Here is a 25,171-nt window from a genome sequence, read left to right on the forward strand (position 1 = left end):
CCCCGTACAATGGAATTCATTCCGTTACCTAGCGCCCCAAAAAACTCCCCACCTTCCGCAAATCGAGCCGTGCCCGTCAGGGCCCGGAGTCTTCTACACACTCCAGTGGCGTACGGCCTCCCCCCACTCACTTCAGTGGTAAGCCGAGCACCAACCATTCCAGTTGATCGTCTTCGACATCCACCAAGCAAAGCCAACGAGCAAGCCGGATCACAGAGAACTTGAGAAAAGGGTTAGCGACGCAGAGTGCCACCCGGCCGGCTACGGTGGCCTGACGAGGCGTGGCCCCCTTGGAGGGGAGTAGGCCAGAACTACCCACAGCTCATCGATCAGGTGGCTTCTACCGTAAGTTCCTGATTTTCTTGTATCTCGGTTTCTCCTCCGTTAAACTGCGGTTCAGGCGGTACTCTTCTAGTTTTCGGTGGGGAACCGAGATTCCTTGGGGGTTCGACTGGACGGGCCCTCTTGCTCTTCATTCGGGGGTATCTTCATGGGACCATTTCCATTCTCGTTCTTTCGAACTGAACGATTGCGATGGATTCTCGTTTGGGCGATCGCTTCCGTGAGTCCGCTCTGCTTGGCTCAGGCCGCCCGCGCGTCGGAACTGTGGGCTACTGACTCCGGCAATCGAAATCCGATTGAGTTGAATCAGCTCAGTGTTTCGACAGGCGCAAGGGGCTTGATCTCTCGCATCCCTCACGGGGGCACAATTACATCCGATGTACTCGATTTGGCCTCCGACCCGCTGCACGCGCGTTCGATGGTATGGGGGGTTCAGCTAACGAATCGCATTGAAGGGGAGAAGAGTTTGGTGGCGATGGATCCTTACCGCGAAGTGGTGATCTCATCGACGAAATTAATTGGCGGTACCACGATTGAAACCCTGGCCCTCGATCCAACGGATGGGACTTTCTACGGGGCGTCCAGCACCACGCTCTTCACCATCGACCCCGTGCTGGGAGGAGTGACGCCTGTTGGTGCATTGTCGCATGACGTTAGTTTCGGATTGGCGTTTGACCTTGCCGGAAACCTCTACGGCACGTCGCCTGGAGGGGAGCTTGTCGCGGTAGATAAGCAACTGGCCAGTAGCTCGCTCCTCGGATTGACGACGACGCCACTGGTGGACCTCGCCGCTCGGCCGGAGGACGGGGTGATGTACGGCTTGGGGAGGAATGGCATCCTTTATAAGGTCGATTTGCAAAGCGGAGCCCTGACGCAAGTCGGAGCATCGATCTTTCGGGGGAGTTCACTCGCCTTCTCGGTCGTGCCAGAGCCATCGACGTGCGGACTGCTTGCCGTTGGCATGCTGGGATTGGCCCTTCGCCGGATGGCGCACTCTGCATGCCCCGTTCCGATCGGCACTGGTGGCTAGCGCCCTTCAGCTGGTGGATGGCTGCGTGCGATTTTCTATCGGCCGCTTGCGGTTTCGCGTCCGGCTTTAGGCCTCGACATCCCCACCTTCGCCAACTCCTCATGGTCGGACGGCACCGGACCATACTGGCCTCCAAACGTGGCGACGGTGTCCCTCGTCGGCCTCGCGCGACCGACCCACTTACCCCGAAGGGGTTCCGGATGTCAGCCCAGGGTTGTCCCCACGCGAGTTCCACGAGCGCGGGGGCTACCCTGGGTAAACGTGCCAAAACCACCTAGCGGTCGAGCAGCAGGCTCGCCACAGGCCGGAGCGTTGCCGAGACCGCAACGGGGCCGCGGGGCGTGGATGTCGGAAAAACGGAATTAATTCCGTTGTGCGACTATTTACATTTTTTTCCAGAAAGCGACTAGAAAGCGCGCTGCGGGTGTGTTCTGATGTGCATATTCACTAAAGTAGTGGACGGGTGTTCTTTGGCAACTGAAAAACTAGAGGATAACGGCAGGCGGGGAGTTTGGCGGAGGATCGCGGTGCGCGCTGGGGCACAGCGTGAAGCGCCGGATCGGCGCGGAGCTTGATCCGGCCTACTAGGGGAGTAATGTCGCACCTGCGGGTTGCCCCTGCGACTTTACTCTTCGGGGCGAACAGCCAGCTCGCTCCGCAAGGCGTTGCAGCAAATCAACTTGCAACGAAACTCCTCCAGGGAGCAAAAGGAGTAATGTCGCAGTCAATGAAATAGTCGCACGAGTGCGACTTTATTTGCGAGCGGGATGCTAGCTCGCACGGCTTGCCTAATCGTTAAACTTTACTCAAGCGGCAGCGTAATGGAGGTCGATGTGGAAGATGAAGTCCCGCGCTTGCGCGGTGGTTTCGCCTCGCGCTAATCCCCCCAACGCGAATCCTTTTCATGGCTACTGGTACTGCTAGCATCGACCGCTCCACGCCCGGGTTCTTCCGTCGGTTGTCCGACGGAATTGCCGACATTGGTGAGATTACCATCGCGTGGGTCGAGGCGATTGGCGATATCACGCTGTTCGCGTGGCAGACCTTCCTCTGGATGGTCACTCGCTTGCCGCGTCGCGACACGCTGGTGTTCGCGTTCTACCAAATCGGCGTCCGCAGTTTGCCCGTGGTGGCGCTGACGGGCACGTTCATCGGCATGGTGCTCGCCGTGCAATCGTACTCGCAGTTCCGTGCGTTCGGACTCGAGACGCAGCTCGGCGCGGTGATCAATCGCTCCATGTTTCGCGAACTCGGTCCCGTGCTAGCGGCGACCATGCTGGCGGGGCGTGTGGGAAGTTCCATCGCCGCGGAGCTCGGAACCATGCGTGTCACCGAGCAAATCGACGCCCTCGTGGCGATGGGCTCGAACCCGATACGCTACCTGGTGGTGCCGCGGTTCCTGGCTTGTTTGTTCATGATTCCCTCGCTGACGATCATGGCGGTGTTCATGGGCGTGGTGGGTGGTGCGTTTTATTGCACTTATATCCTGGGTGTCGACTCGTTCTATTACGTCAACAACGCCCGGTACGCCGACGCGAACTGGGACCTCTGTTATGGCATCTTTAAGAGCGTGTTCTTTGGTGCCGCGATTGCGATTCTCAGCTGTTACCGCGGGTTCCACTGCATGCCGGGTGCCGAGGGCGTGGGGCGTGCTTCGACCGCGGCGTTCGTGCAGTCGTTTGTCGTCATTCTGATTCTCGACCTACTGCTGAGTATCGCACTGGACGACCTTTACTACTTCATCTGGCCGGAACAAACACTGTGAGCGAACTCGAAGAAACTCGCGAACCGAAGGACGAACCGTTGATCACGGCTCGGCAGCTCACGGTGCGCTTCGGCCGCCAGACGGTGCTCCGCGACGTCACGCTCGAAGTTCCGCGTGGCCAAACGCTGGCGATCATTGGTGAGAGCGGTTGCGGGAAAACGGTGCTGCTCAAGTCGCTCATCGGACTGGTGGCGCCGACCTCGGGACACGTGGTTTACGATGGCCAGACGCTCGACAGTTTGAACGACAAACAGCTGACGAAGCTCCGCACGCGATTCGGGTTTGTGTTCCAAAACGCGGCGCTTTTTGACAGCCTGACGATCGCCGACAACGTGGCGTTCCCGCTTCGCGAGCACCAAAGCATCGGGCAAGAGGAAGCGTACCATCAGGTTCGCGAAGCCTTGGCCATCGTTGGTTTGCCTTCGAGCGTGATGGTCAAACGACCGGCAGAGCTCTCTGGCGGTATGCGGAAGCGTGTAGGACTCGCTCGGGCGATCATCATGCAGCCCGAGATCGTGCTGTACGACGAACCGACCACGGGACTCGACCCGATTATGAGCGACGTGATCAACGAGCTCATCATCCGCACGCGCGAGCAGTCGAAGGTGACCAGCATCGTGGTGACGCACGACATGACGAGCGCTCTTAAGCTGGCGGACCGCATCGTGATGCTGTACCCGCTGCCGCGTCTGCCGAAGGGCGAGTCGCAGATGATTTTCGATGGGACGCCCGCCGACATCAAGAAGTCGACGGACAAGCGCGTGGCACAGTTCCTTCGCGGCGAAGCGGGCGAGCGACTGCAAGAGCTCCGCGATCAGTTCGAATCGTCGCGGATGCACGCGGCCCTAAAATAACTTGCTAAGGATTGGTGTAGAGAAGAATTGTGGGAGGGCTCTCCGAGCCCGATGACTTGCTGGAAAGCTTTGGTAATAAATCGGCCTCGGAGAGGCCTCCTACAAACCTGCACCACGAAAATACGAGAACGATCATGGACGAACGCAGAATGCAACGGCTGGTGGGCATGGTGGTGTTATTCACCATCACGTTCCTCGGCGTGCTATTGATCGCCAACAATCCGACTTCGTCGCCGTGGGGCTCGCGCGGGTATGAGATCTTCCTCGACGTGCCAAGCGCTCCCGGCATCGCGGTCAACACGCCCGTTCGCAAGGACGGCGTGCTGGTGGGTCGCGTCGCGGGGCTGGAGTGGACCGACGATGGCGTGCGTTTGCGGATTCGCATCGACCGCGAAGACGTGCGGATTTACGAGAACGACGAGGCGAAGATCGAACCGTCGAGCCTGTTGGGCGACGCGGTGGTGACGTTCACTCGTAAGCCCGTGACGCGAAGCACCAGCTACCCACCGCAGACACAAACACCGGCAGATTCGCGAGTGCCGATCCTGGCGGGGGCGGTGGTCGATGGCACGGTGATGGAGGATCCCCTCGCCGCCATTACAGAACTCAATCAGAAGATTGGGCCGTCCATCGAGAAGCTCGGCGAGGCGGGCGAGAAGATCTCGGTGCTTGCCGAGAAAGTGAACGTCATCCTTGGCGACGACATTGGTAACAATCGCCTGCACCGGTTGATCGACGAGACGACGCTGACCATGCAGGACTTCCGCCGCACGACGAACAACATCGATCAGATGCTTGGCGACGAACAATTGCGTCAGCAGATGCGAACCTCGATGGAGGAGTTCCCCAAGCTGATCACGGACGCGCGGGCCACGCTTCAGCGAGCAGGGCAGACGCTGGCGAACTTCGACACCGTCATCGCCTCGGCCGATCGCAACATGCGGAACATCGAGGGAATCACCAAGCCCCTTGGCGAGCGGGGCGAGGAACTCGCGGATCTGCTGATCTCGTCGATCGACAACCTGGACATCGTGATGAAGGACATGTCACGCTTCGCCGGCTCGCTGAACACGGGCGAAGGCCTCTTGGGCCGATTGGTGCGTGACAAAAAGATGAGCGACGACGTCGACCTGCTTGTGAAGAACGCCAATGTGCTGATCTTCAACATCAACGAACGAGTGAGGAGCGTGATGGTCGACCAGATTGTGGAGAACCTGAAGATCTTCACCGACAAGATTGCCCGCGAGCCAGGCCGCATCATTGGCGGGGCGCTGAATCCGAGCATCACCAAGTAAGGAGTACGAGTCCACGTAGCCGGACTCGCAAGAGTGCGGGCCGTTAGCGAATGCCCCCGAAGTCTGGCGACATCGGCTACAAGACTAGGGCCACGGAGTTTGAGGGGGCGGTGGAGGAGGCAACGTCGCTGGTGGTGGTGAGACAAAACCACCGGGCGGAGACATTGGAATCGTGGGGCTGGTGGTGATCACACCCGGCGTGCTTTGCACGGGAAGGGGCGGCACTGGGACTTCGCCCGACGTCGGAAGCACGGTGCCCGACATCGTGCGACTACGAAGCTCTTCGCCGCGTCGAATGATCTCCTCGGCTGGGAGCATCATTTGTTGTTCGAGATTGAAGCTGACCGTGCGGTCGTCTCGAATCTTATGGAGGGCAAAGTTGTCGCTGAAGAAGTCGAGCGGCGGAACTTGCCACCATGGGGTGGGAATGGGTTGATTGACGGTGAGAGTCTCGTAACCGGACTTCACGAGGCGAATCTCGCGCGTGCCGTAGTAGGTGAAGTCCATCGAGCAAGGAGTCGTGCCGATCATTTGATTGTCGACAAACACCATCGCGCCGGGGGGATTGCTTCGAACGTTGAGTCTTCGCCGTACACAACCCGAAGCCGATGCCAGAACGAGCATCACGAGCAGTAGCTTGGCGAGCCACGGCTGGAAGAGGATCGGGCGAGCTGGGGGAGGAGCGAGTTGCATGGCGATGCCAAGGGACGAGCGGCGGGCTGCGGCTTCCGCAGCGGGCGGCGAAGTATAGCGACGCCGCGGCGTGTCCTCCAGAGCGAATGCCCTGCTGCTAGCAGCGAAAACGAGCGCTACGCGGCGGATTCGCGAGAACCTCGGGAAGTCCCAAACCAGTTCGCTATCACTTTGCCGGCCGGCTGGCTAGAATAGTGAAGAGCACGCCCACCCGCCTTTTTGTCGGATTTCTCCCATGCCCAACCCCACAGGCGATAACGTCACCTTCGAGGTGGTGCAGGCTGCGCTGTCGGACGTGGGGATGCGTCGGGCGAACAATCAGGACTCGATCGCCGTCGCCGTGAGCGACGAGCAGCAGTGGCGGTCTCGCGGCCACTTCTTCATGGTCGCCGATGGCATGGGGGCACACGCGGCTGGCGAGCTCGCCAGCAAGCTGGCCGTGGATAACGTGCCGCACACCTACCACAAACTTCGTTCGCTCCAAGCACCCGCGGCGCTCCGCCAAGCGGTCCATAAAGCGAACAAGCTGATCCACGACAAAGGGCAGTCGTCCGCCGAGTTCAACGGCATGGGGACTACGTGCAGTTGCCTGGTGCTGCTCCCTCGTGCCGCGCTGATAGCACACGTGGGCGACAGCCGCGTCTATCGTTTGCGGTGCGGGCAGCTTGAGCAGCTTACGTTCGACCACAGCTTGGTGTGGGAGATGGCGGCGGCGAACGACACGCCGGACGAGAACATCCCGGCATGCATTCCGAAGAACGTCATCACCCGTTCGCTCGGTCCGCACGTGATGGTGAACGTCGACCTTGAAGGCCCCTACGAAGTTTGCCCCGGCGACAAGTTCCTGCTCTGCAGTGATGGGCTGACGGGCGTCGTGGATAACGATTTGCTAGCAGGGCTGCTCGATTGTTTGTCGCCGAGTGAAGTAGTGGCGACGCTCGTCGACGTGGCGAACCTCCGTGGAGGCCCTGACAATATTTCGGTGATCGTGGTCCAAGTAGCTGGCGACGATTCCGCCGTATGTGCGGTCAATGGCGACGCGAATAGTTGTTGCGGAACAAGCGAAAAAGGTTGGCTGGGTAAACTGTTCGGCAGCATGTTTGGAGGCGGTTCGACGGCCCCCGTGGAGCAGGAACTCGGCGGACCTTATGGCAACGGCCCGTATCGCCACTATCGCAGTCATCCTGACGCGTCGGCGGTCGAAATGGCGGGGCTTTGCCGGGAACTCGCGGCGCTCGAGCAGGAAGAGGACTCGCCGCTCGCCGAGTACAAAGGGATCGACTGGCCCGCGTTTCACGAGCGTTGCCAGCAAGCAGCGAGCGCCGGCGATGCCGCGAAGGCAATCGAACACTACGCCGCAGCCGTCCGTACGTTGATGGCGCAGGTGCGGAGCACGCAGCCCGACGAGTCGGGCGTGCATCGCGTGTTCTAGCTGCACCCGGGGGACTGCTAGCATTCGCGCGGAACTGTCGTTTTCCTCTGCCCGCGTGCCTGCTACATTTCCGCCGGAATTGGTCTCTCGGCAATTGGCGCTTCGAGTCTCGACGTGCGCATCTTCACGAAATACGTCCTCAGCGAACTACTCAAGGTGTTCCTACTCACGCTCGGCGTGATGACACTGATGATGTTCGTAGGCCTGTTGGGCAAGAAAGCCGTGGACCTTGGCCTGGGGCTGGGCGGACTGTTGCAGTTGACGCCCTACGTCCTGCCCGAGGCGCTGCAGTTCACGTTACCCGGCGCGCTGTTGCTCACGGTCACTGGCATTTACGGGCGGATGGCGGCGTCGAACGAACTGGTGGCCATCAAGTCGATGGGCATCTCGCCGATGGTGATGGTCTGGCCAACGCTGATTCTGTCGGTGTTCGTTAGCTTCAGCGCGGTGTGGTTCAACGACCTCGCGGTTTCTTGGGGCCGCCAAGGCCAGGAACGCGTGATCCTCGAGTCGATGGAAGCCATCGCCTACGGGCAGCTTCGCGTCAAAGGAAGTTTCGAGCACGGCAATCTCACCGTTCACGTGCAGGGCGTCGAAGGTCGTACGCTCATCGAGCCCACGCTCGTGATTCGCGAGAAGGGCAAGGAGTTCGCCAACATCGTCTCGGCTCGTGCGGCGCAGTTTGCCGCGAACGTCGAAACGGGGCAACTCGTACTTCGCATGCAGGATACCGATGCTACGGGGCAGCTCGACATTGTTGCGCCGGGGGTGGAGGAGTACGTCTTTCCGCTCGAAGAGTTGCTCGGCTCGCGAAACAAAAGTCGCAGTCCGTCCGATTACTCGCTCGGCGAGATCGGACCTGCTAAGGCAAAAGAACTCGACACGATCCACAAGGTGCGGCAGGACATGAGCACCGAGGCAGCATTTGCGATGCTCACCGGCGACTTCGACGAGCTATCGGATGGCGCGTGGCGGTCTCAAGAAAAGGTGATTCAGAATGCCGAGGGGCGACTCAATCGGTTCTACTCCGAGCCGTATCGCCGTTGGTCGAATGGCTTTAGCTGTCTCGCGTTCGCCGCGGTGGGAATCCCGGTGGCGGTGATGCTGCGCAAAGGCGAAATGCTAGCAAGCTTCTTTGCATGCTTCGCGCCGATCCTGCTGATCTATTACCCGATGTTCTACAGCTGCATGGTGCTCGCGAAGAAAGGCTCCGCCGCGCCGCAATGCCTGTGGATCGCCAACGCCGTGCTCCTCTTGATTGGCATCTATCTGATGCGCAAAGAGGTCAAACACTAAGTGGAAATGACCAATACCGAAGGACCAATGACCCAGGAGTGAGCTTACATTGGTCATTGCTGAATTGGTCCTTGCCGGTGCTAGCATTTTGCCATTCTGTACTTGCCCCCGGCCATCGGAGGTTGTTAGACTCGCCCCCCAAGGCGGGGCCCACGGAAGGGTCCTGCGTGTCGCGTCTGGAGCGCACTGGTGCGCGGCTTATATCGCACGAATGAGCGACAAGGAGGTCGCGGTTGATTTCGAATTGGCCAATTCGCCTGAAACTTCGCGTCGGCTTGGGCTCGATGGCGGTCAGCATTTGTTTGCTGTTCGGCGCCGCGCTGTACGGCCTGTACGCGTATCGGGGTTTGGTCAAAAGCCTCAACGCACGCTCGCAAGAGTTGCCTCTTGCCGATCAACTCAGCGCCCACGTCGGCGATCTCAAGGTCATCCTGGCTGAAGCTCGGCAGAGTCTCGGCAGTAACGGTCAAATTGCGTTCGACGGCCTTACGAATCTGATGAATCCCGACTCGCTCACCGACGAGGATCGGACCGAACTCGCTTTACTGCGCGAGCAGTACCGACGAGAGTTCGAGGAGTTCACGCTGGTGCTCGCCGAGTATCGCGAGCGACTCGACGTAAGCAGCCTGCACGCGGGAGGTCGGATTGGCGACGATCAGCGCGAGCGGGCCACGCTTGCCGAGATCGTCGAAGTGATCAGCCAGATGGAACAAGTGCAGCCTCTTGAAGACTGGGTGTACGACGATCTTAATTCGCTGGAAATGAACGTCGACAAGCTCCGCGATCTTGCCGGCGAACTGCCGAGCCACTTGCACGAGCGTTTGCAGCATTTGGCGGGTGAAGTTCGCTCGCAATACCGCCTGGCGATTCCGCTCGCCTGGGTAACGTTTCTGCTGTCGGGAATGGTGATCATCCTCGCGGTGGTGGTGTTCCGCCGAACCATTTCGCGGCCGCTCGGAATTCTCGTGGAAGGGTCACGCCGCGTCGCCGCCGGCGACTTCACCCATCGCATTGAGATCAACAGTCGCGACGAAATCGGCGAACTCGCCGTCGCCATGAACGACATGACCACCCGCTTTCAGGAAACTCGCGACGACCTCGATCGCCAGGTCCAACAGCGAACTCGCGAAGTGGTCCGGAGCGAACAACTCGCGAGCGTCGGCTTCCTGGCTGCGGGCGTCGCGCACGAAATCAACAATCCACTGGCGTCGATCGCACTTTGTAGCGAGTCGCTCGAGAGCCGCGTCAAGCAAATGTTCGAGAGTGGCGAACTGGAGATCACTCCTGAGCGCGAGGTGGTGCTGAGCTATCTCGACATGATCCAGCGCGAGGCGTTCCGCTGTAAGCAGATCACCGAAAAGCTGCTCGACTTCTCGCGAATGGGCGACTCGCAAAGGCACGCGACCGAACTGCGTGATTTGGTGGCCGACGTCATTGAAATGCTGCAGCACCTTGGTAAGTACAACGACAAGCACGTGCGGCTGGAAGAGGGTGAGCCGGTGATCGCCGACCTCAATCCTCAGGAGATGAAGCAGGTTGTATTGAACTTGATCACCAACGGCCTCGACAGCCTGGATGCAGGTGGCGAGGTGTGTGTGGCGGTCGAACGCGCTGGCGGGGAAGCACGCATTGTCGTCCGGGATAATGGTTGTGGCATGACCGACGAAGTGATTCAGCATCTTTTCGAGCCATTCTTTACTCGCCGACGTGGTGGGCAAGGAACCGGACTCGGACTGTCAATCACGTACCGCATCGTCAACGAGCACGGCGGGAACATTCAGGCCACGAGCCAGGGCGTCGGACACGGTTCGCAGTTCGTCGTGACCCTGCCGTTGTCGACGCTCGCTGGTCGAAGGAAAGCGGCGTAGAAGTCGTACGAGTTAAACGCGGCGGCATTTTGCATGCCGCGCGAGTTGGATATCGATACAGAGAACGAGACCATGAAGATCACTTCGGATGCACCTCAAGGGTTGTCGATGCTGTTTGCGGACGACGAACGGTCGCTGCAGGAGCTGATGAAGTTGGAACTGCCGCGGATGGGCCATCGCGTGACGGTCTGCCCCGATGGTTTGACGGCCGTCGCGGCGCTGGAGAAGGATAATTTCGATTGCATCCTGGTCGACCTCGACATGCCGGGACTCAATGGCATCCAGGTGATCGCAAGGGCGAAGGAACTTTCGCCGAGCACCGAAGCGGTGGTGCTGACCGGCAAGAGCTCGACCGACACCGCGATTGCCGCGCTGCGTCACGGCGCGTTCGATTACCTGACGAAGCCGTGCAAGTTGGTCGAGATCGAGGCCTTGCTCAAACGTGTTCAGGACAAACGCGAGCTGACGAACAAGTACTACGCCCTGGCCCATCGCCTCAATAGCCTGGAAGGATCGCCTAAGCTGATTGGCGAAACGGGGGCCATGCGGCAGGTGCAGTCGATGATTACGAAGGTGGCACCGACCGATTCGACGGTGCTGATTCTTGGCGAAACGGGTACGGGCAAAGAGCTTGTCGCCCGCGCCGTGCACGACAACAGCACGCGGGCTGGAAAGCCGTTCGTGGCGATTAACTGCGGCGCGCTCCCCGAGAGTTTGATCGAGAGCGAACTGTTCGGCCACACCAAGGGTGCGTTCACCGGTGCCGACGATCATCGGGTGGGCCTGTTCGAAGTGGCGACCGGCGGGACGATCTTCCTCGACGAGATTGGCGAACTTCCCAAGAGCATGCAGGCGAAACTCCTGCGAGTGCTGGAAAGCCGCGAGATTCGCCGCGTGGGTGAAAACAAGACGGTGAAGGTCGATGTCCGCGTCGTCTGCGCGACGCATCGCAACCTGGAAGAGATGGTCGCCGAGGAAGAGTTCCGCGAAGACCTGATGTACCGCATCAACACGTTCGAAATCCACCTGCCCTCGCTCCGCGAACGCATCGACGACATTCCGCAACTGGCCGCGCACCTGCTGCGTCGGTTTCGGCCAGGTGGCAAGGCGTTCGATCACGAACTGTCGGCTGGCGCGATCGATGCCCTCAAGGCACACGTGTGGCCGGGGAATGTTCGGGAGCTCGCGAACGTGATCGAACACGCCACGATCTTGTGCGACGCGGGGCCGATTGGTGCCGAGCATCTGCCGCAGCACTTCAATCGCCGCCAGCTCACGGGCGGTGCGAAGCCACAGCTGGCCCCGATGACGCTTCGGGACTTAGAAATGGAAGCCATCCACCAAGCCCTCGAACGCCACGCCGGCAACAAGCCGAAGGCCGCAGAAGAGTTGGGCGTGAGCCTAAAGACGCTTTACAACAAGCTGAACCAGGAAAGCGCGCTGGATAAGTCGGCGTAGCCGCGATTTGCGAACGATCCGTCGCTGAGTCATTGAGAGCGAATTTTTAGCCACGGATGGGCACGGATGAAACACGGATAGTGGAAAGGAGAAAAGGGAGAAGGTTCCTTGGAACACGAATCCACGCTAATCTTCGCTAATAGAACATCGGCGATGACTATCATTCCTTCTCTTCTTCATTGTCTTCGTTCCCTTCTGTTCATCCAATCGTGGCCCTACCGATTTCATTCCTTCCGTCTTTGTCTATCCGCGTCCCACCACTGACTTGCGGCAAGATGGCTGACTTCCAGTTGACTGTCACGCCAGTGCTGCGAAGTTGACCTACCTACAAAAAGCTCGCCGCTGGTCTCAACGGAGGAGACCAGCGGCGAGTTTGAATTTGTCACAGCAACGAACTCGCGCTTTTACAGGCGGCGAATGACGCCGGTGACGATGCCGAGGACCTGAGCGTCCTTGACGTAGATCGGCTTCATGCTGCTGTTGGCTGGTTGCAGGCGAACGCGGTTCGCTTCGGGGAACCAGTACTTCAGGGTGGCTTCGCCTTCGTCGGTCATCGCGACCACGATGTCGCCCTTGTGGGCGGTGCGGGCCTTGCGGCACAGGACGATGTCGCCATCGGCGATCTGGGCCTCGATCATCGAGTCGCCCTTCACTTTGAGGGCGAACTGGGTCTTCTTGGCGGGGAACCAGTCCTCGAACTCAAAACGCTCGGCCTGCTCGATGGCTTCGGCCAGGCTACCGGCGGCAATTTGGCCCACCAGCGGGATGCCACGGTGGGCAATCACTTCGGCCGAGAGCTGGATGGCCCGCGACATGCCAGGTTCGCGGTGGATAATGCCCTTCTTTTCCAGGGCCTTGAGGTGGCACATAACGCCGTTGGGCGAGGCGATCTCAAAATGCTCGCCAATTTCCCGGACGGTAGGCCCGTACCCGCGGTTGCGGATCTTGTCCTCGATAAAATCGAAAATTTCCTTCTGACGGGAAGTGAGGCGATCGAACACCATGGTGAGGCGGTCCTTTGGGACTAGGGGTGAATGAAATTTCAGCGGCCGTGTGTAGGATTCTGGGGGCCAACCGATTAAACTTAGGGTTCCGGGGAGCCCCCCGAGGGTGGGGAGGCGGCCCGCCACGGACTTTCGTCTGTCAGTTAGTTTACTATATACGGGTGTACATAACAAGTACTGCCGCGAAATTTCTCCGTAATTTTTCTTGCCACCACGGTTTGTCCCGCACACTGCGGGGCGCTAAAATTCCCGCATCTTACCCCGCCCCGCACGCGATTCTGTTGGAGTTCGAAGCGATGAGATGGAGCCTGTGCCCCGCGGTTGCCGTAGTTGTTTTGCTCTGGAGTTCACTCCAGCTTGCCCCCACCGGCTGGGCGCAGGAATCGCCACCCGAGGGTTCGCCTGAGCCGCCGGCGGTACAACCGGAGGAAACCGGAGAACCTGAGAAGGAATCCGCGGAAGAATCTTCCGAGCCTCAACAGGACAGTAAGTCCGAGCAGGAGAAGAAGGACCGCGAAGAGCCGAAGGCCACGGCGAAGCCCCAGAAGGGCGAGGAGCCTCAGAAAGACGGCGAGCCTCAAGAGAATCCGGAGCCCAAGGCCGACGAAGAGGCCGAAGAGGGAGCCAAAAGCAGCAAGGACGCCGACGCAAAAGAAGACACGAAGGGCGACGACTCGGATAAGAAGCCCGCGGAGCCTGAGTTCACGCCCGTCGAATGGAACGACGAAATCGAGAAGGTGCTCGAGCGGCGTTATCCGCGGAACGTCGCGGACCTGAAAGTCATTCAAGAACAAACGCAGCGTGTCATCAAGCACGTGGACCCCGCGGTAGTGTCGGTTCGCGTGGGGCAGGCGTTTGGTAGCGCGGTGATCGTGAGCCCCGATGGTTTGGTGCTAACCGCCGGGCATGTGGTCGGGAAGCCTGGCGAAGACGTGGTGTTCATCTTCGCCGATGGCAAGATGGCCCGTGGCAAGACGCTCGGCATGTTCCGCGAGATCGATAGTGGCATGATGCAGATCACCGATCCCGGTCCTTGGCCTTACGTGAAGCTCGCGAAGAAGAACGAACTCGAAACCGGCGAATGGGTCGTTGTGATGAGCCACCCTGGTGGTTTCGATCCGGACCGAACTCCGCCTGTACGACTGGGCCGCGTGCTGTTCTCGAACGACGACGTCATCTGCACCGATTGCACCCTGGTGGGTGGCGACTCGGGCGGGCCGCTGTTCAACATGCATGGCGAAGTGGTTGGCATCAATAGCCGTATTGGCCGCCGCATCACCGACAACTTCCATGTCCCTATTGGCACCTACCACGACACCTGGGACCGCTTGGTTGCTGGCGAGTCGTGGGGCTCGCCGCTGGGTGGGCAGGCCGAAGTCGAAGCCCGACCGCTGCTCGGCGTCACCGGCAATCCCAAGGCGGCCGATTGCCGCCTGTCGCAAGTGTTCCCCGGCATGCCAGCCGATCGGGCCGGGTTGAAAGTAGGCGACGTGATCCGCTCGTTCAACGGCAAACCGGTGAAGAATTTTGACGCCCTGGTGGACTTGGTTTACTCCAACGAAGCACGTAAGTCGATCAAACTAGAGGTCGAGCGTGGCGACGAGAAGCTGGAGGTCGAAGTGCAGCTCGCACAGATTCAGCAGCCCCTGCCCGGAAGCGCCGACCTGCCCAAAAAGGGATCGAACGAGAAGGAACAACGGTCATGAGCATGCCCGCAAGCAACTATAAATGGTGTTGGCAACTTTTGGCGGTGATCGCGACACTGTTCGCTATGCCCGTGGCGATGGCGCAGGAGCCGAACACTCCCGATCCACTCGATCAGGCCCGCGATGCGTTTCGCAACGCGATGCAGCGGGTGATGATCCCCACGTCGAGCCTCAGCGATGGCCCGCAAGTCCGCTCGGCGTTCCGCGACACGGTGGACGAAGCGGCCGAAGCAACGGTTTCTGTTCGCGTCGGTGGCAAGCAGGTGGCGCTCGGCGGCATTGTCGGCACCGATGGTTGGGTGATCACGAAGGCTGACGAGTTGAAAGGCCCCGTTTCATGCAAGCTCAAGGACGGCCGTGAGTTCGATGCCCGCGTGGTGGGCATCGATAAGGCGTACGACATGGCGATGCTGAAGATGGAAGCCAAGGAGCTACCGGTGCTGAGCCTCAAGCGCGACGACGACGCCGCGGTAGGCGAGTGGGTTGCAACCGTTGCACCCGCACGCGATCCCGTGGCGGTGGGCATCGTGGCGGTCGATACGCGGAAGATTCGTCCGCAGCGCGGTTGGCTTGGGATCCAACTCGACATGAACGTCAATGAACCACGCGTGGCCCTCGTGTACGAGGGGTCGGCCGCGGAGACGTGCGGCTTGCAAGTGAACGACGTGATCGTGGAGATCAACGAAGAGAAAGTGAAGACACGCGAAGGATTGTTCCGCCTGCTCGGTAAGTACACCGCTGGCGATGTGATCGGCTTCGAGGTCGAGCGTGATGGCGAGCGGCTGACACTGCAGGCCGTACTCACGCCGCAAGTCGCAGGTATGCCCAACGATCGTAGCGAGATGCAGAACAATCTGGGGAGTGAACTGAGCAAGCGGCGCTTCGGGTTCGACGCCGCGTTCCAGCACGACACCGTGCTGCGGCCGAATGATTGCGGGGGTCCCCTGGTGGATCTCGAAGGCCGCGTCGTTGGCTTCAACATCGCACGCAGCGGCCGAACCGAGAGCTACGCGATCCCCGCGAACGTCGCGATCACGCGGTTCTACGATCTGATGTCGGGAAATCTGGCCCCTGCCGAGGTGCCCGAGGACCAGCCAAAGCCCGAGCCGCAGCCCGAGGCTCAAGAAGTACGTCAAGAAGCGGCCGAGTAAGCGCTTTCGCCCGCTAGATCCCACTCACCCGGCGGCCCATTGATCACGGGGCTGCATCGGTTCTAATTGCGTGTCCAGTGCCGCCAGCGGGGGAGCACTGCGAAATCCGTCTGCACCCAGTACGCCGCGAAACGATCCCGTTTCATCCCGGCCGGAGGACCTTACGTTGATCCACGTCATCGCCACGATTACGACCCAGCCCGGCAAACGCGACGAATTGATCGCGGCTTTCAAGAAGCTCGCCCCCGAGGTGCATGCCGAGGACGGTTGCATCGAGTACGGCACGGCGGTCGACATCGCCACGCCGATTGCGGCGCAAGTCTCCCTTCGCGACGACGTGGTGACGGTGGTCGAAAAGTGGGAGAGCATCCCGGCGCTCGAGGCGCACCTCGCCGCTCCGCACATGGAAGCGTTCCGTAACTCGATGGGGGACGTGATCACTGGCATTTCGATTCAAGTGCTTGAACCGAACGTTTAGTTCGCCACAGTAGCCGCCACTTCTTGGTTCAGGGACGACCTTGCCCATGCCTTCGCGTCAATCGATCGCCGATGCTGCCGACACCGTGGTGGTGAAAGTGGGCACGCGCGTGCTCACTGGTCCCACCGGCAACCTGGACCTCGACCGTGTGGCGTCGCTCGCCGATCAACTCGCGCAGATCACCAGTAGTGGGCGCCGCGTGCTGCTCGTGAGTAGCGGCGCGGTGGGTGCAGGCATCGGGCGGCTGAAGCTCACCGAGCGGCCCAAGGACCTCGCCGAACTCCAGGCCGTGGCAAGCGTGGGGCAGAGCTGTCTGATCGAGGCCTACAACCGCGCGCTGGAGAAGCACGGCCGCCACGCCGCGCAGGTATTGCTGACGGCCGACGACTTCAACGACCGCGCGCGATACCTGAACGTCCGCAACACCTTGTTCGCATTGTTTCAACTCGGCGCGGTGCCAATCGTCAACGAAAACGACGCGGTGCGGGTCGACGAGTTGCAGCGGAGCTTTGGCGACAACGACCGGCTCGCGGCGATGGTCGCCAACTTGCTCCGCGCCAACTTGTTGATCCTATTGTCGGACGTCGAAGGCGTGTACGACGCGGCGGCTTCGACCGACACCGAGAAGGTAGTGATCCCCGAGATCGACCTGTCGACTACCACGACCGGCAGCCTCGTACGTCCTGGCGTCGCCGCGCATCAAACCGGCCCGCAACTGAGCGTCGGTGGCATGCAGAGCAAGCTCGAAGCCGCGAAGCTAGTGGCTTCAGCCGGCGAGAGCGTGGTGATCGCCAGCGGTCGCCGTGCCGGAGTGCTGCTCGACATCCTCGCCGGCAAGGACGTGGGGACGCTGGTCGTTGGCTCCGGTGCCGGCACGACGTCACGCAAGCGGTGGATCGGCGCGGCAGCCCGCTGCGCGGGTCGCTTGGTGGTCGACGCCGGTGCCGCCAAGGCGGTATGCGAACGTGGCAGCAGCCTGTTGGCGGTCGGCGTGACGCAAGTCGTGGGCGAGTTCGTCAAAGGAGACGCCGTCGCGATCGACAACTCCGAAGGGCGCGAAATTGCTCGCGGGCTGACGAACTACTCGTCGACCGAGCTCTTAAAAATCGCCGGCGCGAAGGCGGAGCAAATCGCCGAGCTGTTAGGGCATCGCCCCTACACCGAGGTGGTGCATCGCGACAACTTGGCGCTGGTGGGTTAGGCGGTTACTCGGCCGACTCCAACGCCCGCCCGGCGATCACTTCGTAGGGATGCACGGCCCGAATTTCGTCATACCGTGCGAAGTCGGCTGTGTTGAAGGTCAGCAGATCGACTCGCGACTGTCATCCATGAGTCGATTGTTCGAACGAGTACAAGGCGACCACGCATCAAATGCTTTCAGGCACTTCTCAAGGGAGAGGTTGCGCGAGCCTGCCGCTAAATTCGCTTCGTGTTCGATCAATAGCTTGACTCGCAGCGCCTGGAGCGCCGCAGTTACCACTTCGTCTTCGGACCGATAGCGGCCCGTCGCGACGAGGTCACGAAGCCGTTGTTCGTTCCGCGGTGAAAGGTAAACCATGGTTTGGATCCTTTTGCACTATCTTATCACGCCGCCACGCTGGGGGATAATCGTGCTTTTCCCTACCCACACCGGCTGGACTACTCGGCCATCAGCGCCGCCTGGAGGCCGGCTAGGGTCACGTAGCCGACCGTCTGCTTTTTGCGGTTAGTGACGCGGGCGATGGGGGCGTCGGCGGCGAGCATCAGCGACAGCGTCGCGAGGTAGGGCTTCTTCTCGCCCACCGCGACGATGGGGCGGACCGGCAGTTTCGAGTCGTTCGCCAAGGCGCAGTCCACCGCGCGGACGTAGCAGGTCACTTCGCGCGAGGTTCCCACCAACTCTTCAACAGGCAGCAACGATTGCCCGCTCCGCCGGGCGAGCGCCAACGCCTCGGTAGGCGACTGCGAGGCTACTAGCCTCGGGAATCGCGACACCGGTTCGATGAACGCCGCGATTGACTGCGGGCCCAGCGAGATGGTCGCCTGCGCCAGGGCCTGCTGCGTGGGCTGAAGCAATCCAACGGCCTGCCCCTCGTCGAGCAACTCGCCCAGTTCGCGCCTTGCGATGGTCATCTGCAGTAGCTCCGGCGACTTTCGTCCGACCACTTCCAGCAGCTTGTTGGTAAGCCACAGCACGATGCTGATAGGAGCAAACAACACCGCCGCGATGGCGAAGGGAATGCCACAGCGGCGTAGCAGTCGATTTGGAGCGGCGAGGAAAACGTTCTTCGGCAGTAGTTCACCGTACACGAAGAGTATCGGTGACAAAAGCGCGGGCAGCACCACGTCGGCTGTGTTCCAATGCGGAAAACCAAGTCGAGCCGCCATGCCAAGCGAACTGGCCACGATGAAGTTGGCGACGTTGTTTCCGACCAGTGCCGTGGCCACAAACACCGCGGGGTTGTTGGAAGCCCATAGCAGACCACGGCTGATCCAATCGCCTTCCAGGGCATTGATGAGCAGCCTCGCACGGTTCTGTCGATAGAAGCCGGTCTCGGTACCGCTAAAGAACGAGCTGAGCATCAGACCCACGCAGAACATGAGGATGGCGATCATCATATCGCACCTCCATTCGCAGCGGTGTCGCCAGGCAATTGTTCATCGCGAAGTCGCTCGACGGTCGCCGTGAGCACGCCGGGCCGTGGGGAATCGATCACCGTGAAGCGACAATTGCCCCACAGCACTTCGTCGCCCGGCTCGGGGATGCGTTCGAGGTACTCCTGCAGCATGCCCGCGATGGTCACGCTTTTCACCAGTGGCAGCTCGAACTTGAGCTGCTTCGAAAGTCGGCGGAGCGTGATCGCACCATTGACCTTATAAACATCGTCCCCCAGAGGCTCGATCGATTGGGCGGCGGCTCGCGATGTCTGGCGGACCGCAGGGTTCGCGAACAGCGCGTGCATCACGTCGTCCAGCGTCACGATGCCAATCGTCTCGCCCAGTTCGTTGATCACCACGGCAAGCCCGCTGCGAGTGCTCCGGAGCAAATCGAGCGTTGCCGCTCCCGAGGCACACCACGGCACGTACGGCACGCGCTCGCAAGCCGACTCTAAATGGGTGCTGCTGACATTGGGTAACTGCGCTAGCGGCATCGCGCGTTCGATCTCTTCGCTGTCCGACTCGGTCACCAGCAGGTAGTCGCAGTTCGGGGGATTCGCACGAAGATCGTCGAGCGTCACCGGGGCTGAGTAAAGCGTCAAACCCATCCGCGGACGCATCAGCTCTTCGGCCTCCATCTCGCTAAGCCACACGATCTGATGCAGGACTAGTTCCTCTTGCTGAGCCAGCGTCTTGTCGGGTGTGCTGATCGAGATAGCCCGTTCGATGTCGCGAAGTTCGAGGTAGGGCTCGCGTTCGAAGTTAGGCAACAGTGTTCGCAGCGAAATGCGATTCACCATGAGGAACGTCGGCAGTATCGGCCGCAACACGTTCATGGCCGCCGTTATGGGAAGACTGACCATCGCCGAAAGCGACTGCGGCCATAGCACGGCGAGGTTCTTCGGCAGCATCTCGCCAAATAGAATGAGGCCGAACAACGTGGCGAGCGTGAAGCTCGATGCGACGTCACTATGATTCTGCGTCCGCAGCACCGCATCAATTCGCGACGCGATGGCGAAGTACAAAATGTTGATCATCAGATTCCAGAACAAGATGCTCGTGAGCAGCCGTTCGGGCTCGGAGAGCAACTGCTCCACGCGCTTCTGGGCACGGGTGCCCTGGGCGAATCGCTTGCGATCGTCGCGTGACAGGTAGAAGAGTGCCGCCTCGCTCGCCGAGCAAAACGCCGACCCCGCCATCAGCACCAGCATGGCGATCAAGAGCGGGACGAATGGAAGCAGCAAACTCACGGCGTGCCGAGGCGGAGGTTTTGGCTATCGAAGGCAAGAAGTCACCAGTATAACCCCCACCGAGGCTTTCTCCCAGCGACGCCCGCGCCCAGACGCGAGCGTCGATCCGTCACCGATGAACCCCGTAGCCTCAATTCCAGCGGGAAAGGGAACACCGGCCGCGAGATTCCTCCGTTCCGCCCAATTACTTGGCCGGTGGATCCAGCTCTTTCAGTATCGCTCGCGTTACTTCTTCGCCTTGTGCCCGCTGACCTGTGCGGTTGTAGTGGACGTTCCCGGGCTTCGTCCACCATTTGGATTGGTGAGGAGCCGTAAAAGAGTGCAGATCGTTGATCACGATGTCTGGGTAGTCATTCAGCACCTGGATCGCCACTTCGTTGTACCGCGCTGCATCGTCCGCCTTGCGACCTTGCGAACCTTCCGGCACAGGCGTCGTGGTGGCAAAAATAATCTTGGCGTCTGGAAAAGTCTTCCGAAGGTAGTCAAAGTCTTCGCGAAGGTGCTTTTCGTACTCGGCGGCCGTGTGAACCTGAGTCCCACCATTGGCTACCATCTCGCCGTCCTTGACGTACTTCAGATCGTGCAGGCCGACGTTGATGTGAATCACGTCCCATTTGCTTGGCCACCGCTGCTCACTCTCGAAGGGGGCCATCGTGCTTTGCAGCTTCTCCAACAGGCGAACCACGGCACCTGAATGGCTACCATTCGTGTGCAGGCGGTAGACGTTCGCCCGGCCAGCGAGTCCTTCTCGCACATAGGGCTGGTAACCCATGGAGATCGAATCACCGTAGATCAGTACCGAAGGGAGTTTCGGGTCGTACTCGGGAAACGCGAAGGCTGGACTCTTCCGGTCCACACTATTGAGCAGTCCCCGCCAAGCCTCCTCGGCCGCATCACCGCGAACCACACCTGGGAACATCGCGGCGAGAACAATCAGCAAGGATAGTGAAATGGGCTTCATGGTGTGGCGGTTCCTGGTCGAGGCGTGCGATAGGGAAGGGCTAAGTATAGCAGGCAGCCGAAAGGGCGAGTTACCAGCTATTGGCGACAGAACTCGGCAATTTCCACACATCGCCGGTGAACCCAGCCGACGCCTTTGTGGTCTAGCAGGGCGTGGCAAGCCACCTCCACTTCTCAGCGTTGGGTGCTTCGCCGAAACTAAGCACTTCCTTTCCTACCCGGCCATCTTGCACCGGGCCGACCCATGTAATTCCCACCGTCCGATGTTGCACCGCCTCTATCGCCGCTATTGGTCCAGTTTCGAGGGCCTCCCCGCCCAACTGTGGGTGCTGGCACTGGTGATGCTGGTGAATCGCAGCGGCGCGATGGTGCTGGCTTACCTGACGCTCTACCTCACTAGCCAGGTTGGGTTCAGCGACGCCTCGGCGGGCTCGATGATCGGCGTGTTCGGCATCGGCTCGATCGCCGGCGCGCTCTTGGGTGGCAGACTCGTCGAGGCCATCGGTGCGGTACGCGTGCAAACGTTTTGCCTGCTCGCCGCGGTGCCAGGTTACTTGTTGCTCCCCGTGTGGCGTGAGCCGTGGGCCATCGCGCTCAACATCTTTTTACTGAGCCTTGCCACCGAAGCCGTCAGGCCCGCGAACGGCACCGTGATCGCCAAGGTGGCGAAGCCCGAGGATCGCACGCGAGGGTTCGCGCTGCAAAGGCTCGCGGCCAACTTGGGTTTCGCCATGGGCGGCGCGATTGGTGGTTTCCTCGCCGCCATTGACTTTCGTTTGCTGTTCGTCGTCGACGCCACCACGACACTCGCGGCGGCGTGCATCCTCTTGATGTACTTTCGGTTGCAGCGACTCCCCGGCGAAGCGCCACCCGCCGACCAAACGCAGCTCGCCCGACCGATTCACGACGTGGTGTTCGTCGTGTTCCTCGCGCTGTTCGTGCTCAGCACCATGGTGTTCTTCCAGTTCGTATCCACCTACACGCTCTACCTGCGAGACTACTATCACCTGTCGTCGGTCCAGATCGGTGTTCTGTTCGCCGTCAACACGCTGGTGATTGTCGCTACCGAGATGTTGCTGATCGACTACGTGAAACGCTGGCCGCTCTTGCGGACCATTGGGTGGGGATGCTTCTTCTCCTGCCTGGGCTTCGCGCTGTTGCCATTTGGCTCGACGTTCCCGTTCGCCATCTTCGCGATCCTGGTGATGACGCTCGGCGAGATGCTGTCGATGTCGCTCGCCGCGGGCTTCGTGGCGAACCGTGCCCCCGCCGGCGCCGAGGGTCGCTACATGGGCTGGTGGTCGATGGGCATCGCGGTCGCGTTTGTCATCGGACCGATGGCGGGTGGGGCGTTGTACCAGTACGACCCCAATTGGATCTGGTACCTCTCGCTCGCCGTCGGAGTGATTGTCCTCGTCGGGTTTCACTTGCTCCCTGAAGTTGCAACCTTATCGAGCGGCGAACTTCCCGCCCTTCAATCGCTAAACCCGGTGCCCGATCCCGGCGATCTGATCGCCGAGTCAGTGGGCAGTTGAAGCACAAGCGGACCCACGCGGCGGTAGCGATCGTGCCGCCCCGTGGAAATTGCTTCGCCGCCGCGAGCGCGGTGTTCCGAAGCTAATACTGGTGCGCCCCGTTTGGCGCCCGCGCTCCCCGTTCGTCTTCACGCAATCGGAACGACCATGTCAGTCCGTTCAATTTGCCTCGGAACCGTTGCCACGTTGGCGCTGCTCGCGGCGAGCTCAAGCACCTTCGCCCAACAGCCCTGCCGTGGGTGCTGCCTCTTAGACCCAGCGATCCGTCATACCAACGGCATGCCGATCGCTAGCAGCGAGCCCCGGCGGAACTCGTCCGTCACCTGGACCTGCAATCCCGACAAGCTCGGCTACTGCGGTGGCAAGTACTACTGGCCCTGCTGCGATTCGGTCCGCTGCGGGCCGATGCTCGACGCCTACCACGGGTGTTACACGCCAGTGCAGCTCCGTGGGTACAAGACCTTCATCGGAACCGTCTGCCCCCCCGGCGAAGCGGCGGTGGGCATGGATGGATTCGAGCCTGTTGGCATGACGACCCTCGGTGCCGTCCCCAACAACTACATGACCCCTGGCGCGGCTTCTGGCATGGGACGCGGCCTTGGACCCGAATCGCCGCGCGTCTCGCCGATGGGCTTCACAGGCAACTGAGTCTGTCACCCAGCTCCTCGATAGCAGATAGCACAGGCCGAACATTCGGCCGATTCGGCTAAAGAGGCTCCAAACGCCCGCCCGATATTATTAGCGTAACGATACGGGAGGGCGAAACACAGCTGTGTTTTGCTTCAGGATAGAGGTCATGGCAGGACGACGGATCGACCTGCCATGACCTTTTTTTATGCGCTCAAGCGAAGGCTCACGAATCGAGTTACTTCAGGGACCCTTTACTTCAGGGACTCAATCAGGGCTTCGGCTTCGGTGCGATTGACGAAGATGCCTTGCTCTTCCTTCAGCGAGTTTTCGAGCAACTGCAGGGCCATGTCCTTTCGGTTCTGCTCGGCGAGCAACTTGGCAACGATCAAGGTCGAGTCGGCGCTCAACGTACCCAGGCGCAGGCCGTTCTGGAACGCCTGATTTGCTTCGGCACCGCGACCACGCTGACGCAGCACCCATGCCAGCGTGATGTTCACGTCGGCGTTGTTTTGATTGAGCTGCTGATTGATGCGGGCGATTTGCTCGGCACGGGCCTTGTCCTCGTCGCTCGTGTTACCAATCAGCAAGAGAGCAAGCTGATTATTGGCGTCGCGATTTCCTGGAGCGAGAGCCAGCGTGTTGTTGTAGAACTTCGCCGCTTCGTCGTTCTTACCAGTCATCTGAGCGAGCACGCCACTCAGAAGCATGATCTCGTGCGAATCGGCCTGAGCCTGGCGAGCTCCTTCGAGCACGGTGGCCGCTTGTTCCAACTGTCCGGTGCGAATCAGCCACTCGGCGTAGGCGATCAGCGTGGTTTCGTTGGTCTTGTCCTCGGCGTAAGCACGTTCGAACGACTGACGAGCCTTCGACTCGAACTCGCTCTTCTTCTCCGAGTTCTCCGGCACGTTCGCAAGCCGCTGGTACATGCTGGCGGCCGAAACATACGGCGAGGGAAGGTCCTTGTTCAACTCCTTCGACTTGGTGAAGGCTTCGTAGCCTTCCTTCTCGCGACCTTGCATGAATAACACGAAGCCCAAGCGATTGTAGGCGTTCGACTCCTCGGGGTCGGCTTCGATCCACTTCCGCAGGTCGGCCTCTGCGCCCTTCCAATCGAGCCAACGCTGCAGCACAGCAGCCCGGCCCGCGTAGCCTCGGATCTGGAACTTCCGCTTGCGGCGAGGATTCGTGTCGTACTTCTCGGTGAGCTCGATACCCTTGTCGTACAGCGCGCTGGCCTGAACAGCTTGAGCCTGCTGAATCGCTTGATCCGCGAGTAGCAAGTAGGGCTCTGGATCGCTCGCGTCGTCGCGGGCGGTTGCCTCGAGCGCCTGCAGACCAGCGGGGGCCTGGTTGCTCAGGAAGTACAGCTTCGCCATCATCAAATTGACGGGAGGCAGCCGGTCGTCCTTACGCTTCGCCGCTTCGAGAAACTGCTTGGCACCCAGGGCGTCGTTGTTGTTGTAACGCTTAATCGCCTCGGCGATGTCCGAGTAACGCTGGGCGTCGGGCTCGGTCACCGAATCGCCTATGAGCGCTTCCGCCGTGATCTGGGCTTGAGCGTTGGCGTCAGCACTCGCGAAGAGCAGAGCCACGATCGCGAGTGCGAGTGCACTCAAGCGACCAGCATTCTGCGAAACAGCGGGCAAGCGAACTGGATGAGTCGCCATGGAAGGTAAGTCCTTTGAGTTCGTTAAACTACTGGTGAAAGTTACAAGCATTGGCCCAAAGCCTTTGGGCGCGAAAAGTCGGGCGCACAATGACGCCGGCCTGACTGCGATTCTAAGCAA

Annotated in this window: 21 protein-coding genes; 14 read left to right on the forward strand and 7 right to left on the reverse strand. The window is 60.5% G+C overall.

Translation table 11 applies throughout. From position 1 onward, the window contains the following. The first annotated feature begins 760 nt into the window (after positions 1-760). The 4 genes from SH292x_RS04185 to SH292x_RS04200 all read left to right on the forward strand — a co-directional run bounded on the left by SH292x_RS04185 (position 761) and on the right by SH292x_RS04200 (position 5,286). Entirely contained in the window at positions 761-1,372 is a 612-nt protein-coding gene (locus SH292x_RS04185) for a DUF4394 domain-containing protein (protein ID WP_442484327.1), read from the forward strand. A 904-nt stretch (positions 1,373-2,276) separates the two neighbouring features. Further along, entirely contained in the window at positions 2,277-3,137 is an 861-nt protein-coding gene (locus SH292x_RS04190; protein WP_442484328.1) for an MlaE family ABC transporter permease, read from the forward strand. Further along, the gene (locus SH292x_RS04195) at positions 3,134-3,991 is read left to right on the forward strand and encodes an ABC transporter ATP-binding protein (RefSeq protein WP_442484329.1); all 858 of its coding nucleotides are present in this window, start codon (positions 3,134-3,136) and stop codon (positions 3,989-3,991) included. The genes SH292x_RS04190 and SH292x_RS04195 overlap by 4 nt, the downstream gene beginning before the upstream one ends. A 134-nt stretch (positions 3,992-4,125) precedes the next feature. Next, entirely contained in the window at positions 4,126-5,286 is a 1,161-nt protein-coding gene (locus tag SH292x_RS04200; protein ID WP_442484330.1) for an MlaD family protein, read from the forward strand. Positions 5,287-5,370: 84 nt separating this feature from the next. Here SH292x_RS04200 and SH292x_RS04205 read toward each other — a convergent pair whose 3' ends face one another. Next, positions 5,371-5,979 (reverse strand): PEGA domain-containing protein, encoded by a 609-nt coding sequence (locus tag SH292x_RS04205; protein WP_442484331.1) that lies wholly within the window; start codon positions 5,977-5,979, stop codon positions 5,371-5,373. Positions 5,980-6,214: 235 nt separating this feature from the next. Here SH292x_RS04205 and SH292x_RS04210 point away from each other — a divergent pair, with 235 nt between their 5' ends. From SH292x_RS04210 to SH292x_RS04225, 4 genes are all read left to right on the forward strand, one after another. Further along, positions 6,215-7,411 carry a PP2C family protein-serine/threonine phosphatase gene (locus SH292x_RS04210; protein WP_442484332.1) on the forward strand — a complete coding sequence of 399 codons (1,197 nt, stop codon included), beginning with the start codon at positions 6,215-6,217 and terminating at the stop codon, positions 7,409-7,411. Between the two features lie 114 nt (positions 7,412-7,525). Beyond that, positions 7,526-8,707, forward strand: coding sequence for an LptF/LptG family permease (locus SH292x_RS04215; protein ID WP_442484333.1), 1,182 nt, complete (start codon positions 7,526-7,528; stop codon positions 8,705-8,707). Positions 8,708-8,940: 233 nt separating this feature from the next. Then, positions 8,941-10,575 (forward strand): ATP-binding protein, encoded by a 1,635-nt coding sequence (locus SH292x_RS04220; RefSeq protein WP_442484334.1) that lies wholly within the window; start codon positions 8,941-8,943, stop codon positions 10,573-10,575. Between the two features lie 102 nt (positions 10,576-10,677). After that, positions 10,678-12,033, forward strand: coding sequence for a sigma-54-dependent transcriptional regulator (locus tag SH292x_RS04225; protein ID WP_442485846.1), 1,356 nt, complete (start codon positions 10,678-10,680; stop codon positions 12,031-12,033). Positions 12,034-12,437: 404 nt separating this feature from the next. On the opposite strand, the gene lexA is transcribed toward SH292x_RS04225, so the two are convergent. Next, positions 12,438-13,037, reverse strand: coding sequence for a transcriptional repressor LexA (gene lexA, locus SH292x_RS04230; protein ID WP_442484335.1), 600 nt, complete (start codon positions 13,035-13,037; stop codon positions 12,438-12,440). A 296-nt stretch (positions 13,038-13,333) separates the two neighbouring features. Between lexA and SH292x_RS04235 the strand changes: the two genes are divergently transcribed. The 4 genes from SH292x_RS04235 to proB all read left to right on the forward strand — a co-directional run bounded on the left by SH292x_RS04235 (position 13,334) and on the right by proB (position 17,573). Continuing rightward, entirely contained in the window at positions 13,334-14,743 is a 1,410-nt protein-coding gene (locus tag SH292x_RS04235) for a trypsin-like peptidase domain-containing protein (protein ID WP_442484336.1), read from the forward strand. Beyond that, entirely contained in the window at positions 14,740-15,894 is a 1,155-nt protein-coding gene (locus SH292x_RS04240) for a PDZ domain-containing protein (protein WP_442484337.1), read from the forward strand. Before SH292x_RS04235 ends, SH292x_RS04240 begins: the two co-directional genes overlap by 4 nt. Before the next feature lie 166 nt (positions 15,895-16,060). After that, the gene (locus tag SH292x_RS04245) at positions 16,061-16,372 is read left to right on the forward strand and encodes a putative quinol monooxygenase (RefSeq protein WP_442484338.1); all 312 of its coding nucleotides are present in this window, start codon (positions 16,061-16,063) and stop codon (positions 16,370-16,372) included. 46 nt (positions 16,373-16,418) lie between these two features. Next, positions 16,419-17,573, forward strand: a complete 1,155-nt coding sequence (gene proB, locus SH292x_RS04250) for a glutamate 5-kinase (RefSeq protein WP_442484339.1) — start codon at positions 16,419-16,421, stop codon at positions 17,571-17,573. Between the two features lie 99 nt (positions 17,574-17,672). Here the strand turns inward: proB and SH292x_RS04255 are convergent, their stop codons facing one another. From SH292x_RS04255 to SH292x_RS04270, 4 genes are all read right to left on the reverse strand, one after another. Next, complete coding sequence (locus SH292x_RS04255) at positions 17,673-17,930, reverse strand: hypothetical protein (protein WP_442484340.1); 258 nt, start codon at positions 17,928-17,930, stop codon at positions 17,673-17,675. A gap of 80 nt (positions 17,931-18,010) precedes the next feature. Further along, complete coding sequence (locus tag SH292x_RS04260) at positions 18,011-18,970, reverse strand: CNNM domain-containing protein (RefSeq protein ID WP_442484341.1); 960 nt, start codon at positions 18,968-18,970, stop codon at positions 18,011-18,013. After that, positions 18,967-20,259: a CNNM domain-containing protein gene (locus SH292x_RS04265; protein ID WP_442484342.1), complete on the reverse strand. Its 1,293-nt coding sequence runs from the start codon at positions 20,257-20,259 to the stop codon at positions 18,967-18,969. Before SH292x_RS04265 ends, SH292x_RS04260 begins: the two co-directional genes overlap by 4 nt. 184 nt (positions 20,260-20,443) lie before the next feature. After that, positions 20,444-21,220 (reverse strand): SGNH/GDSL hydrolase family protein, encoded by a 777-nt coding sequence (locus SH292x_RS04270; RefSeq protein WP_442484343.1) that lies wholly within the window; start codon positions 21,218-21,220, stop codon positions 20,444-20,446. A 262-nt stretch (positions 21,221-21,482) separates the two neighbouring features. Between SH292x_RS04270 and SH292x_RS04275 the strand changes: the two genes are divergently transcribed. After that, on the forward strand, positions 21,483-22,754 hold the full coding sequence (locus SH292x_RS04275; RefSeq protein WP_442484344.1) for an MDR family MFS transporter: 1,272 nt from the start codon (positions 21,483-21,485) through the stop codon (positions 22,752-22,754). A gap of 147 nt (positions 22,755-22,901) precedes the next feature. After that, positions 22,902-23,402, forward strand: coding sequence for a hypothetical protein (locus SH292x_RS04280; protein WP_442484345.1), 501 nt, complete (start codon positions 22,902-22,904; stop codon positions 23,400-23,402). A 233-nt stretch (positions 23,403-23,635) separates the two neighbouring features. Here the strand turns inward: SH292x_RS04280 and SH292x_RS04285 are convergent, their stop codons facing one another. Beyond that, complete coding sequence (locus tag SH292x_RS04285; RefSeq protein WP_442484346.1) at positions 23,636-25,051, reverse strand: DUF2225 domain-containing protein; 1,416 nt, start codon at positions 25,049-25,051, stop codon at positions 23,636-23,638. Positions 25,052-25,171: the final 120 nt, after the last annotated feature.

The organism is Aeoliella fuhlenseeensis (genome assembly GCF_052161615.1).
Taxonomy (GTDB): Bacteria; Planctomycetota; Planctomycetia; order Pirellulales; family Lacipirellulaceae; genus Aeoliella.

Coding starts and splice junctions, on each gene's coding strand:
- lexA (WP_442484335.1), bottom strand. CDS start 13,037: ATGGTGTTCGATCGCCTCACTTCCCGTCAGAAGGAAATTTTCGATTTT.
- proB (WP_442484339.1), top strand. CDS start 16,419: ATGCCTTCGCGTCAATCGATCGCCGATGCTGCCGACACCGTGGTGGTG.
- SH292x_RS04200 (WP_442484330.1), top strand. CDS start 4,126: ATGGACGAACGCAGAATGCAACGGCTGGTGGGCATGGTGGTGTTATTC.
- SH292x_RS04255 (WP_442484340.1), bottom strand. CDS start 17,930: ATGGTTTACCTTTCACCGCGGAACGAACAACGGCTTCGTGACCTCGTC.
- SH292x_RS04190 (WP_442484328.1), top strand. CDS start 2,277: ATGGCTACTGGTACTGCTAGCATCGACCGCTCCACGCCCGGGTTCTTC.
- SH292x_RS04240 (WP_442484337.1), top strand. CDS start 14,740: ATGAGCATGCCCGCAAGCAACTATAAATGGTGTTGGCAACTTTTGGCG.
- SH292x_RS04260 (WP_442484341.1), bottom strand. CDS start 18,970: ATGATGATCGCCATCCTCATGTTCTGCGTGGGTCTGATGCTCAGCTCG.
- SH292x_RS04235 (WP_442484336.1), top strand. CDS start 13,334: ATGAGATGGAGCCTGTGCCCCGCGGTTGCCGTAGTTGTTTTGCTCTGG.
- SH292x_RS04270 (WP_442484343.1), bottom strand. CDS start 21,220: ATGAAGCCCATTTCACTATCCTTGCTGATTGTTCTCGCCGCGATGTTC.
- SH292x_RS04210 (WP_442484332.1), top strand. CDS start 6,215: ATGCCCAACCCCACAGGCGATAACGTCACCTTCGAGGTGGTGCAGGCT.
- SH292x_RS04205 (WP_442484331.1), bottom strand. CDS start 5,979: ATGCAACTCGCTCCTCCCCCAGCTCGCCCGATCCTCTTCCAGCCGTGG.
- SH292x_RS04275 (WP_442484344.1), top strand. CDS start 21,483: ATGTTGCACCGCCTCTATCGCCGCTATTGGTCCAGTTTCGAGGGCCTC.
- SH292x_RS04280 (WP_442484345.1), top strand. CDS start 22,902: ATGTCAGTCCGTTCAATTTGCCTCGGAACCGTTGCCACGTTGGCGCTG.
- SH292x_RS04185 (WP_442484327.1), top strand. CDS start 761: ATGGTATGGGGGGTTCAGCTAACGAATCGCATTGAAGGGGAGAAGAGT.
- SH292x_RS04285 (WP_442484346.1), bottom strand. CDS start 25,051: ATGGCGACTCATCCAGTTCGCTTGCCCGCTGTTTCGCAGAATGCTGGT.